A 12,778-nucleotide genomic window follows, 5' to 3' on the forward strand; every position below is an offset into this window, starting at 1 on the left:
TAATGTGATTAAATGCACCAAAACATATATAATAATGTGATATACGATAAAAGATAACGCAAAATATAACAGAACAACAGCACAACTACACGTAGAAATAGTCAAGCACTGTTACTTTCTCAGCTGCTTGACTGAGAATTTCACGGTGTTTGGGCTGTGGATTGCAATACAGAATATTCAGGCGTAACTTTATACACCTTTTGGCTTAACTACACACAAACATTTTTCCATGTAATTGTGGATAAAAGTTGCCAGAAGATTTGTTACATAAGCAGGTAACTCAAATCAATGAATTACGCTTACGTTGAGCCTCTAATAATGCCTTTTCTAACTCCGTGTCGACAGCAAAAACGTATAGTCCATTAACTCCACGTTTCAATAATACATTGATCTCATTTTTAAGATTATCAATTGAATAGTCTAACGTAATTTTTTTATTTGATGATAAATCTTTAGAATGCCTTTTATTAGTTGCTTTATCGTTTCGACTATTTTCCGGGCAAAAAACAACTTTACCATTACGATATTGCACTGATGGACCAATTATTACACCAGCATAATTTAAATCAAATCCTTGAATAGTAAATGTAGATCCAATCTCATTTATAGTATGAGACTGTTCTGCCCATGATTTTTTTGATTCTTTTATTGAATGTGAATGCTTCGCGTGGTTTTGCGATGACAATTGATAATTCCAAGGATGGCTAAAAACCTTACCTTCCTTTTCCAAAATTTCCAACTCGTAACTACTAGCATTAGCATATGGACCAAGTCCAATATGCCATTTTCCATTGTTATCGCAATACAAATCTACATTCCAAGTACCATTTACCGCGTTAGGGTTATTCTTATTGCTCTTATACTCCCAGTCGTATGTTGCAACAAGACGTGATAATCCGTGTCCATCGCACCCAGAAGCTTTTTCTTCAGATTTAGACTTAATAGCATTAAATAGCTTAATGGGCGAATCAAATACTTTGAAATCAAAAGGTTTATTGCCAGTATTTGAATCTTCTTTTTTTGTTTCATAATTACGACATACTGGAAGAGTATCAATACAACCATTGTATACAAAATTTTTAATCCATTCGAGAACATTTTCATTAGCTCTCATACGCATCTGATTTTCAAGAATGAAACGACGAACACTCACACTTATTGAATCATTTAATAATAATTCTCCACAATCATCATCATTTTTGAAAGAATTCTTATCCTTGTAATCTGTTCCCAATAATTTTTCTAAATCTTCGGAATTCCAACGCTGGTTGCTTTGTAAAATTTGATTAGGATCAAAAGCTGCGATAACAACTCGAGACCTACATAAAATATCAGACAACATATTTGAGCCAGAGTAAGCCTGATTAGCTTGTGTATTCAACAAATGAGCCTCATCAATAAGAGCTACATCACAGCAACGTTTTGGTCTGTCAATAATGCCACGTCCTTGTTCTGTTTGTTCGCTAAAACGATTAATAAACTGGGAAGGTAGCATAACAAGTTCATCATTATTTTTTTGTAAACGTAATTTTGTTGCTATTTGATTGTATACATTCACTTGTTCTTTATGATTTACAATTATGCAAGCAGTTTTCCTACTATTAATAGTTGAAAATTGCTTATATTCATGATCATAATCTTCTTCGTCGTTTCCTTCTTCAATATCCTCATAATTGTATTGGAGTGATTGGTTTTTTATTTTGCTTAGCTTGTTACAAATTTTATAGAACAAATCACTAAGTAAAACTGTTTTTCCGGTACCAGCATCACCCTCTAATAAAATAAGCGTGGATGAATCAGAGTTACACTTATTTTTTGATTGTAGAGCTTCATTAACTATATCTATAACTTTGCTTTCAATACTCTTCTGTTCAGTAGTCAATTTATGAAATGGTGACGCTTTAAATAAAGCTGAGTCGCGAATAATTCCTTCTTCTGGAAATAAATCTGGATCCATGTCATGAAGCTGAACCCATATTCCAGAAAAAATACGTTCAAACTCTTCTTCAGGATAATATTCACCCTGAGGATTGGTTCTACGATTAGTAACTTCATTAATTGAATCGACGCTTAACAAGTACTGCATAAAGCGATTTTCAACATCTAGAGTAAGTGATTTATTAAAATGCTCATTAGCAATAATATACTGTTTTACTTTACCTTCAGACAGTTTCTCCCAATCATCTCTGATTTTAGTATCAGCATTCAGATGCTGTTTTGTTCTTTCCTCAATATTGTTAGTTTCACCAACATAAACTGTATATTTTTCGTATTCTTTTTTATGAACAATATAAACAGTTGGAAATTTCAGCAAGTAATGCTTCAAAACCTGAATAGTTTGGTTATCAAGATCACTTCTTTTATACTTTAGATTTTCATTAATACTATGTTCTAGTTCATTGTCTTTGAAAACCTTATAAGGTAAATCAACAATTATGGACTTAGGTGGAACAATAGCTTTCATCATGATTCAATGATAGCTATTTGATAAGAAATATTCCATTAATAAAAAAACTAGTAAGAGTGGCAAATTCACAAATGTTTTTTCGAATTGAATACTTTTGGTTTAGCATTATAAATTTTCGACTATAAAATTTAATTGTCGTATCAAAACTGTTTCCTTAACGCAACAATTTTAGCCATTGTATTTTTTCTTGTCTTTTAACACTGCAATCTTTATCCATCTTGGACATCCGCATTTATTACTAGCAATATTGAGTTTATGTTTATCTTTTATAAAATGAGGATTGATTTGAATAAAGTTGTCACCTCTTGGGCTAGTTGGAATTATTAAAGTCCAAAAATACATTCCTGAAATATTTGAGTATTGAAGAAGAAAACAATATTCATGAACCATTAAACAATCATCTGGGATATATTGAATATTTTCTTTTTGATTTTGAATCAAATTTGGCAAAGCACATATATACGCTACATGCATGTAATTAAAACTATTATCTAAAGGAAAATTAATTTTGAATAATTCAATATCAGTTGCAGGTTCCATTCCTATGTTACGCACAATCTGTTTATTTAAGTCAAGTTCAACATATGGAATTTTATTATTCTCAGGCAATATATATTGACCAATTTTATCTAATCTAAAAGCGCGGAAAATAAAATATAAGCCTGTAATTAAAAGAGAAGATACAACTGAAATAATTATGCTATTTACCAAATTATTTAAGTTAATGTTAATACATAATGACTGAATGCTATTCAAAATATTCTCTCAATTCTCTAAAGCCTTATTTTACTTATACTACAATCTAAAATATCAGTATTGCAATGAAGGCTGTGAAAGTACTTAATTAAGTTACGTAGACTATAAACCTATTGAAAATATTGGCGGAAATTTATAGGAAAAATAAAAGTATGATAGCATTGTAGTTGAATTGCGGTGGACGTCTTCGGACTAAACCTGGAAGAATCTGATGCGTCGGGTTCTTCTTTTTTCTTTTACTGGGTTATTAGTGTAAGACTTATAACCCCTTTTATTTCGGTATTTCAACCCGCAATACTCTATCTTAAAGTTTGCGTTTTATGCGATAGCATTTTCAAAATCTTTGGCTTGTAGCTCAATTTTTGAAATACGTAATATGTAATGATTAGATAAAGAATAATTTGCATAAATGATTAGAATATAGATTATTATACGAAATACTGCAATTGCAAAAGTGGGAGAAAAAATATGGGCTACGTTGCAGATAAACCTATTGAAAAAGCTGATGAAGATTTATTGGGAAGATCTGATTTTGCTAAACAATTTGAAAAATCGATTTGTGAATATGATAGCAAAGATGGTCTTGTAATAGGCTTGTATGGAAAGTGGGGTAGCGGTAAGACATCTATTATTAACATGGCAATATCTGAGATTCCAGTAGACGAATCAGAGAAGAAAAAATGGTATTCAAGAGTATACAAAAGAATCAAAAAATTTTTACTTCACAAAAAACTGAAGAAGAAAATCAAAATCACAATCCAATAGTTATTAAATTCTCACCATGGAATTATTCCGACAAGAACAATTTAATCAGTTTGTTCTTTCATGAATTGAAGAATAAATTAGGCGTAGCTAAAGGAGAGGGGAATAAAGGAAAAATCGGAAAGGCTATAAGTCAATATTCCGATACTATTGACGTTTTATCATTTATTCCAGTAATTGGGCCTGCAATCGCTCCTATATTGAAAACTACATTCAAAGCAGTAGGTGCTAAATTGATGAAAAATCCTAGTTTGGATGAAGCTAAAGAAAAATTGTGTGAGGCGCTAGAAGATTTTAACCACAAAATAATTGTTTTTATTGATGATATAGATAGATTGACTACTCCTCAAATTAAAGATATTTTCCAATTGGTTAAACAAGTAGGCGATTTTCCTAACATCATTTATGTTCTTACAATGGATAGGGAAATTGTTTGCAATGCTTTGTCTGAATACCACAATATTGACGGAGATGAATATTTAAAGAAAATTGTTCAAGTTTCTTTTGAAGTTCCTGAAATTGATAAAACAACAGTGCATGAAATATTAAGAGATCGCCTTAATGATATTGTTCATAAAAGCAAGAATGAAGAAGAATTTGAAAATAACAAATATTTTGAAACAGTACTTGAAAACTGTGTAAATCCATATGTAAATAATATAAGGGATGTAAATAGATTACTTAATGCTTTCCGATTCAAATATGGCGCTTTATGGAAAGAAACATCATTTGTTGATTTATTAGCTATTACTGCAATAGAAATTTTCGAACCTAAGCTATATGAATGGATTATTGATAATTCAATCTATGTATGTGGACCACAATCATATAACGATTTAAATAAATATGAAAAAAGAACTTATGAATACTATAAAAATGAATTCAAACAGTTAGGACTAAATTCAGAGTCATCTATACGAATGCTCATATCGATGTTCCCCCAATTCGCTAGGTCTATTAATTACATTGGCGAATATTCTCATTCAGATGATTTGCAACTTTTAAGAGATAATCGCATCGCATCTGTTGAAAAATTCGATTTATATTTTATGTTTGACATGAATAGAATTAAGGTTTCAAGAGAGAAAATTTATGATTGTTTTTACAAGTATAATAAAGATTCCATAATTGAAACCATTATAAAGTCTGAGAAGGAAGGTGTTCTTGACTATTTGTTAAGAAATATGGAGGCATTGGTTGATGAAGAATATTCAAATCGTTTGAAGTTTGTTTTGTATGCTACCATTGATTCGTATGGAGAACTCGTAAATAACCAAACAAATGTAATACATGCAGATTCTGTTTTTAATGAAATAGTTAAATTCGTGTTTTATATTATTAAAAAAATTGATTCTGAAAATGAAAGGCATGAGGTAATTTATTCTATTCTTAAGAATTCTAATAAATCTAATATTGGACTTATTGCAGATATTCTTGATCAAGAAGAAATGGCATTTGGGAGATTTAATAATAGACCAGAGCGTAAGGATTTGCAATTAATTAACTTAAAGCATTTAGAATCTCTCGAAAAAATTTATATAGACAAAATTGAACTCATTTCAAAATCTGAAAATATGCTAAAAATAGGAAGCCTTAATAGAGCATTTTATGTGTGGGAAGATCTTGATAAAGAAGGATTTGAAAATTATGTTAAAAAACTATTTAATGATAAAGTCAGTAAGCTTAAGTTTATATGCACTAAAGCATATCCCTTCCGTGACTCGAATGATTATGGATGGGATTTTAATTTAAAAAGTTATTCAAATTATATTTCTAGAGAAGATCTCTACAATGAAATTAAAGATTCCGTTAAAAATCATTTAGATGAATTTACTAAAGAAGAGCAAATAATATTAGCGTCGTTTGTATTGAATTATGAAAATAATAATGACGACTTTAATCATGCGTCTGAGCTAGAAGCATTGCAACTCATAAAAAAGTGGAAATCTGAAAGCAACTTAACAAAATAATAGATAATATTGGGCACTAGCACACTGCAGTTAGTGCCCAACATTTTTTGTTGCTATCATCTAACCGCAAAATATTTAAAAACCGACCGCACCCACGTATCAAAACTGTTTCCTTAGCGCAACAATTTTGATACACACGCGCACCAGCTCCATAAATTAGATTTAACACACGCTCCAAAAGTGAGACAGTCCTCTCGCAAATGGAGCGATGCACGACAGAATCAGCTCCAAAAGCGAGACAAGTTGCGCACGATTGTAGCAAACGGAAACAAATAATACACTACAAAAAACAAGCCACGAAAGGCTGGCTTTCTATGAATCGCACGCAAACGACACCGGCGACACGCCAAAATAGGGGAGGGCTTGCATTTGAGATTATTCCGAGTATAGTAGTTACTCGTGCTTCGGCGCTGGGAAATCAGCAAAAAGCATTGCGGACATAGCTTAGTTGGTAAAGCGCAACCTTGCCAAGGTTGAGACCGCGGGTTCGAGTCCCGTTGTCCGCTCTAGGTCCGATGAGTTATTCGACCTTACGGTGGGTTAGCCAAGCGGTTAGGCAGCGGCCTGCAAAGCCGTATAGATGAGTTCGACTCTCGTACCCACCTCGATTAAGCGGTAGCTTAATACACAACCGGGCGGTTGGCGCAGTGGTAGCGCACTTCCCTGACACGGAAGGGGTCACAAGTTCGAACCTTGTATCGCCCACTCGAAAGGATTGCCTTTCACGCATAATTAAAAAGATTTTGGGTGATTGGCGCAGCGGCTAGCGCACTTCCTTCACACGGAAGGGGTCATAGGTTCGATTCCTATATCACCCACAATTGGTATGCAGCGAAGTTCGCTGCTTTTTTGTTTTTTGCTTGTTTTTTCGCTTGTAAGTTCATTTCGGAACTATTTTCCTAATGTATTAATTCCCATGATAGGGGGTTATTGGATTATTTCCCAAAAATAGAGCTTGAAATCAAAATGTGGGGGTTATAGGCCAAAAAGTGTGTAAAGCTAAGCTGTGAATATTCTGTGGCATAAGCCATAGTCTCAGCACTGTTAAAAACTCAGTTATCTAGCTGAGAAAATAACGGTCATATGTTACTAGTGCAGTACGTATTCTGCGTTAATAACGAATAATTGCGATTTAGTGTTATTCGCGCAGTACGTATACTGCGCCAGTAACAGCGTTTGACGATGTATCGTTAAATATTCAGCTAATACCTACTTTGAACGCCGCTTAGTATAAGGAATAACCCACATTCGATATGCTGTGAGCCCCACTGTCATAAGGGTTATGAGCTGATTTTTTACACAGTTTTGTCCGGGTGGTGTCGAATGTGCAGAAAACAGATTCGATTACCACAAAACCCTTGTATTGCAAGGCCTAAGACATGATTTCTTACCACTTTTGACCTATATATTCCCACCCCAAAAAATGCATGGTGATTGTTGAATAAGGGGATTAGTTTAATTTAAGCAGACGTGAACAGCAAAAAGCGTGTGAAGAAAAAACTCAAAGGCTTTCCTTCACACGCTTAACTACCTTTCTATAATCGCTTTTTTACTTTTTTACTTTTTACAAATTCCTATCAGAAATCTTTTCTAAAAATCCTTGTCAGTGCGAAAGATCAATAACCATGCGGCCACGAATCTTGCCAGCAAGCATTTCATCAAAGATATCGTTAATATCTTCCATCTTGCGCATACGGCATTGTGGCACAACCAATCCTTCAGCACCAAACTGGAAAGCCTCAGCCAAATCCTTACGTGTGCCAACGAGGGAGCCTACAAGACGAATGCCGTCAAGTACCAAGCGTGGAATGCTGAGTTCCATATCCTCTGGAGGCAAACCGACAGCAGCAACCGTACCGCCTGCACGCACTGAATCAACAGCAGTATTAAATGCAGCTTTGCTTACAGCAGTTACAACAGCGCCATGAGCTCCGCCAACCTTCTTCATAGCAAACTCAGCAACATCTTCCTTCAACGGGTTCACGCACAAATCAGCGCCATACTGCTGAGCAAACTCAAGTTGTGCATCATTCACATCAACAGCAATAACATGAACGCCAAAAACTTTCTTAGCATATTGCAAAGCAAGATTACCTAAACCGCCAAGACCAAAAAGAATCAGCCATTCGCCAGGGTGTACGCCAGATTCCTTAATTGCCTTGTATGTTGTTACGCCTGCGCACGTAATGGAGCTTGCAGGAGCAGGATCCAAACCTTCTGGAACTTTTACAGCGTAATCAGCAGCAACAATGCACTGTTCAGCCATACCGCCATCAGCAGTATAACCAGCGTTTAACACACTGCGGCACAAAGTCTCACGACCTGTAGTGCAATATTCGCAGTGACCGCAGCCCTTGAAGAACCAAGCAACTGATGCGCGATCGCCAGGCTTCAAAGTGGTTACGCCAGGTCCAACCTCACGAACAATACCAATACCTTCGTGACCAAGTACCACGCCAGTTTTATCGCCAAAATCTTGATTCTTTACGTGAAGATCAGTATGGCATACGCCACAGCACTCCATATCAAGCAGCGCTTCACCGAACTCGAGTGGGCGCAATTCCTTCTCAACAACCTGAGCTTTCTTATCCTTGGTTGCAACAATAGCCTTCATAGAGACCTCCTTGTTCTATTTGTCCTCGTTTCTTCATTGGTTAAGGACAACGGCTACGTCTATTTTACATAACTTTTTACAGATTTTGCAAAAAATATTATTTTTTATATGCGAATTGCAATAAAAAATAATTCTGTTCAAGAAGAATCACAAATAAAACAAGAATTGTTTAAAAAATTACAAAAAACACCAATTAATAATCATCAACACACATCCATGCACATTACAGCGTTACTTATAGCAATACAATTATTTTCAACACACCGTTAAACCGTTGGAAATTAAGGAAAAATAACATTCTTACAAACATGAAACATGGAGGATTTGCAATTCTCACAAATATAGACTAGAATAACCATTTGTTTTGCGGACATAGCTTAGTTGGTAAAGCGCAACCTTGCCAAGGTTGAGACCGCGGGTTCGAGTCCCGTTGTCCGCTCCATGTAAGTCTTAAGTGAGCATCTCATCATATTCCGCTGAGATTTTTTATTTTCTATCACATGTCTCAGCGCATATGTCGGCTTTTGGTCTAGAAACTTTCATTTCAAGTGGTAAACTAAGTTCGTTTTGGGAAATAACACGAAACACGTAACAAAAACTAGAAACATAGATTTCCACAATTCAGCAACATTCATGCATCAAACATGCTTTTCCTATATACTACTTGTATACGAACTATAATGTAACGAGTACAGGCAATGCTTAGTAATTAAACGTTGTACAAAAACGTTGTACAAACCGCAAAGTGGTGCCGAATTGAAAGAACGGGGATTATGACTGACGACGTGCAATCTAATGAACAGACATCTTCTGAGAAAGATCGTACGTCAATCATGATAGATGCTATTAACTCATTGTGGGAACAAGGGAAAATTACGGCTATTCCTGCTTTCACTCAGCATCACATTTTCCATGATTTTCCAGGATTACCTGCAAACACACAATTAGCTTGGTTTAGCATTCCAGGAAAACAATTTGGTGTCGCCATAGGCTTATGCAAAGATGACGGAAAATACTTCCGCCAACTCGCGATTGCTGATGAAGATGGCAGAGTATATACAGGAGACACAGTAACTCCTGCAGAAGCTATTGAACGTCTACCACAATTGTCACTAATTGAGCAAGGATCTTTCGATTTACGCAACAAGACTCGATTCTACGGTTCAAATACGAAATCATCGTCACATAGCGTTGCGCACCTATATCGCAGCATATTGCAAAATCTACGTATTACAAAATATAAACAACATTTGCAAGTAGTAAATAATCAAAATACTAACAATGCATCTATTGTGTATGGCGATATTGTAATGCAAGTTTCACTAAATGATGGTTTGCGACAAGTTGCTTCATGGCTATGCTGTGGACAAGGAAAGCACAAAAAATATACACTCGAAAGTACGCGAGTATTATTACCAGATTCCTTGCGTTGTAATCTTTCGTACGCCGATGCTATTGCTACAGCATTTTTCGCAACATTTTTCATACCAGATTTACACCAAAGTTTAACTGGCTTCGGATACTACCACGTATTACACCGATTACACACTGAAGCTCCTCTTGGTGCAATCAGAAGAAGCGTAAGCGATATTCAAAACGTACGCAAAGAAGGTTTACGAGTTTCAGGCTTGGAATCTTACTATGAGCGTGTTATGCATGATGTTGGCGCATTAGAACCAACTCATGGTTTAGAAGCTGTTCACGGAGCTGAAAGACTGCATCTACAGGAAGCTCAACGAACCTCAGCACACTACTTAATTTGGGATGACTCACTTGAACCTGCTGCGGCACTCAAAGTTTTACGCATTGAAGGAGCTCTTAACAGACTGCAAGCAATTTACCAATGCTTGCAAACTAACGCTTCGCAGGGCGGAAAAAGTTTAGAGGACAACGTTACTTGTGAGCGCATTGCTGCTATTGATAATGCAATAATTGATGACCCTGCTTTTATTGCAAGTGAATCTTTAGGCATGCAAAACTTTGGTAGTCCGCTACAAGATGACAATATTCGTCCACTCATGTACTTGTGGCGCAAGGCACGTAAATGCCAACAGTCTGCTTCATATTTGAAGCAAGATGAAGCAGGGGAATGGTTGTATCGTCAGTCTCTTTCTGAACTTATACGTAGCTTGTATTTGCCATTCCGTTTTGACACTGATTTTCGATCTAATCTTAGCGATGGGAAAGTTGCACTTGCATTCACCGCTACTGGCGCATCGCTTATGCCTGTATACAAGTATGATGCTGAAAACCTTGCGTGGCACAAATACAGTAGTATTGAAAAGTCGATTATGGCAACAAATTACAATTTGCGCATCGGTATTATGTTAGCAACGCTCGCCTTTGGTATAGACGAAAAAATACAGGAAGTTTCCATCCGGCTTGATTCTGTTGGATTAGAAGAAATGGTTGCTGCTCAAGATAATGCTATTAGTAATTTGCTTACTAAAACGCTGAGAGCGCTTAATACTATGAGCAGTAATGCAACACCTGCAAAAGGCGATCCAAAAGACGGTGACGTTCATGGAGACCCCGCGCAATTGCAAGATTTGCAACATTTGCCTTTCGCGGATGTAGTAGAAGCTGCACAATCGTTAGTGGATTCGCATACTCATGATTTAACGAATGCTATTACAAGTGAGCATAATGACGAATCTTCAGAAACTGATAGTCTGAATAATGGAAACGATGAGTCAAACTCTCATGTAGCATTGCCTGATACTCATCAAACAAATACCATGAGTATTTCGCATGTTTCACAAGCGTTGCACGACAACGAAAATAATGACAATGGTGAAAATAATGCGAATCCTTTAGCGGCTTTTAGTGAACCTCCTGAAATACGAACGCTTATGACGGTGACTTTTAAGCGCGAAAGTTTTATACAATACATTCGTTCACATGGTTTACAAAATCCAATAGTATTGTACGAAAAATCTCACGCAAGTATGCATATACTCAACAGTGGTGCTCTTGGTACTGTTGACGCGTCCTTCGATCTGCATGATACTTCTTTTGCGCCACATGGAGCTCAAGAAGAACCTGAATTTTCCGATACTATATTCGATCAAGATCAAGAAGATGTTTTAGGAACAGATCACGCACAAGGGCTTTCTATTCAGCGAGAAGATTTGTTACAACAGGCTGTTGCTGATTTCCACCATATTGCAGCACAGCCAATGCTTACAACTGCTGAAAAAGCTCGAGAAGCTATGAACATTATTGAGCATATCGGCGACCCGGAACTGAGTGCACAAGCTGATAATGTAACACGAGCACTTATTGACGAAACAGTAATACCGGAACTTTCTTTTAAAACTTCGCAAGATATACGAGCAATGCGCGTACATGCTCAAGAACAGCTTATAGAAGGCGATATTAAGCATGCGATTGACGAATATGAGAAAAATATTGCTAAATTTGATGCAATGTTTGCAGTAGAAAACACTGTGCCACGGTACTTTAATTCTTATGCTGAGCGCGTTGTTTACAACCGCTTATTTGCTACTCCAGATGAACATACACTGCTTATTCCAGACGGATTATTCTACGCACACATGGAACTTGCAGATTTACTATCTCAGCTACATCAGCATGATGCAGCTCTTAATCATTTGAATAGCATGGTTGCTTATGCGCCAACATATGCGTTATCTCATTTGCGATTAGCTGCAGCATTATCTCAACAAGAAGATTGGTCGTCAGTTATAGCAGCATGTTTAAATGCATTGCGCGTATCGTTTGACAAAGATGATGCTGCATTTGCGTACTACAGGCTAGCGTATGCCGCATGGATGCAAGATAGGTTCACACTTGCAGCAAGCGCATACCGTATGGCTAGTTATCTTGCTCCTGGTAGAATCGATCCGCTACAGATGGAACTTGATGAGTTGCTTTCACGCATGCGTTCGCAGTGTTATAAAGCTCCAGCTAATATGGATGAAGTGCAGCAATATTTCAGGAATGATGATATTCCTGTTTGGCCTAATATTGAAGCAAATCATATTATTAGTAAAGCTGCAAAACTTACTGTTGACGATGGTATGTTTGTGATTGCAAGAACATTGTGTGTTGCCCATATTCGTATGACACTGCACGAGGATTTGGAAGGCGCTGTACAATCGCAATTTTTGCGTTCACTACATGCTTAGCACGCGCAAAATGACAGCGCAAAGCAGGCTTATAATGAGCCTTACAATCTGCATACTG

General features: G+C 36.4%; 6 protein-coding genes and 5 tRNA genes. 8 read left to right on the forward strand and 3 right to left on the reverse strand.

Translation table 11 applies throughout. The annotated features are described in order from the left end of the window. Positions 1-280 precede the first annotated feature (280 nt). On the reverse strand, positions 281-2,467 hold the full coding sequence (locus tag HXT28_RS02675) for a DUF2075 domain-containing protein (RefSeq protein ID WP_016636600.1): 2,187 nt from the start codon (positions 2,465-2,467) through the stop codon (positions 281-283). 168 nt (positions 2,468-2,635) lie between these two features. Then, on the reverse strand, positions 2,636-3,223 hold the full coding sequence (locus tag HXT28_RS02680; protein ID WP_230469599.1) for a hypothetical protein: 588 nt from the start codon (positions 3,221-3,223) through the stop codon (positions 2,636-2,638). A 468-nt stretch (positions 3,224-3,691) separates the two neighbouring features. On the opposite strand from HXT28_RS02680, the gene HXT28_RS02685 reads away from it, so the two are divergent. The 6 genes from HXT28_RS02685 (at position 3,692) to HXT28_RS02710 (ending at position 6,773) form a co-directional block, all read left to right on the forward strand. Beyond that, positions 3,692-3,988: a P-loop NTPase fold protein gene (locus HXT28_RS02685; protein ID WP_422113630.1), complete on the forward strand. Its 297-nt coding sequence runs from the start codon at positions 3,692-3,694 to the stop codon at positions 3,986-3,988. Beyond that, on the forward strand, positions 3,904-5,955 hold the full coding sequence (locus tag HXT28_RS02690) for a KAP family P-loop NTPase fold protein (protein WP_422113631.1): 2,052 nt from the start codon (positions 3,904-3,906) through the stop codon (positions 5,953-5,955). The genes HXT28_RS02685 and HXT28_RS02690 overlap by 85 nt, the downstream gene beginning before the upstream one ends. A gap of 433 nt (positions 5,956-6,388) precedes the next feature. After that, positions 6,389-6,461 (forward strand) — tRNA-Gly (locus tag HXT28_RS02695). 28 nt (positions 6,462-6,489) lie between these two features. Next, positions 6,490-6,560: transfer RNA gene (locus HXT28_RS02700), tRNA-Cys, on the forward strand. Between the two features lie 28 nt (positions 6,561-6,588). After that, positions 6,589-6,660 (forward strand) — tRNA-Val (locus HXT28_RS02705). A 40-nt stretch (positions 6,661-6,700) separates the two neighbouring features. Continuing rightward, a tRNA-Val gene (locus HXT28_RS02710) sits at positions 6,701-6,773 on the forward strand. Between the two features lie 785 nt (positions 6,774-7,558). Here the strand turns inward: HXT28_RS02710 and adhP are convergent. Continuing rightward, entirely contained in the window at positions 7,559-8,569 is a 1,011-nt protein-coding gene (gene adhP / locus HXT28_RS02715; RefSeq protein ID WP_016636606.1) for an alcohol dehydrogenase AdhP, read from the reverse strand. A gap of 366 nt (positions 8,570-8,935) precedes the next feature. Here adhP and HXT28_RS02720 point away from each other — a divergent pair. Both HXT28_RS02720 and HXT28_RS02725 read left to right on the forward strand, forming a co-directional pair. Further along, positions 8,936-9,011: transfer RNA gene (locus HXT28_RS02720), tRNA-Gly, on the forward strand. A 331-nt stretch (positions 9,012-9,342) separates the two neighbouring features. Beyond that, positions 9,343-12,720: a tetratricopeptide repeat protein gene (locus HXT28_RS02725; RefSeq protein ID WP_422113632.1), complete on the forward strand. Its 3,378-nt coding sequence runs from the start codon at positions 9,343-9,345 to the stop codon at positions 12,718-12,720. Positions 12,721-12,778: the final 58 nt, after the last annotated feature.

Source organism: Gardnerella washingtoni (assembly GCF_049262705.1).
Lineage (GTDB): Bacteria > Actinomycetota > Actinomycetes > Actinomycetales > Bifidobacteriaceae > Bifidobacterium > Bifidobacterium vaginale_D.

What these genes read in the sequence shown, in the direction of transcription:
- HXT28_RS02690 (WP_422113631.1), top strand. Translation starts at nt 3,904, where the DNA reads ATGGTATTCAAGAGTATACAAAAGAATCAAAAAATTTTTACTTCACAA.
- adhP (WP_016636606.1), bottom strand. Translation starts at nt 8,569, where the DNA reads ATGAAGGCTATTGTTGCAACCAAGGATAAGAAAGCTCAGGTTGTTGAG.
- HXT28_RS02685 (WP_422113630.1), top strand. Translation starts at nt 3,692, where the DNA reads ATGGGCTACGTTGCAGATAAACCTATTGAAAAAGCTGATGAAGATTTA.
- HXT28_RS02675 (WP_016636600.1), bottom strand. Translation starts at nt 2,467, where the DNA reads ATGATGAAAGCTATTGTTCCACCTAAGTCCATAATTGTTGATTTACCT.
- HXT28_RS02725 (WP_422113632.1), top strand. Translation starts at nt 9,343, where the DNA reads ATGACTGACGACGTGCAATCTAATGAACAGACATCTTCTGAGAAAGAT.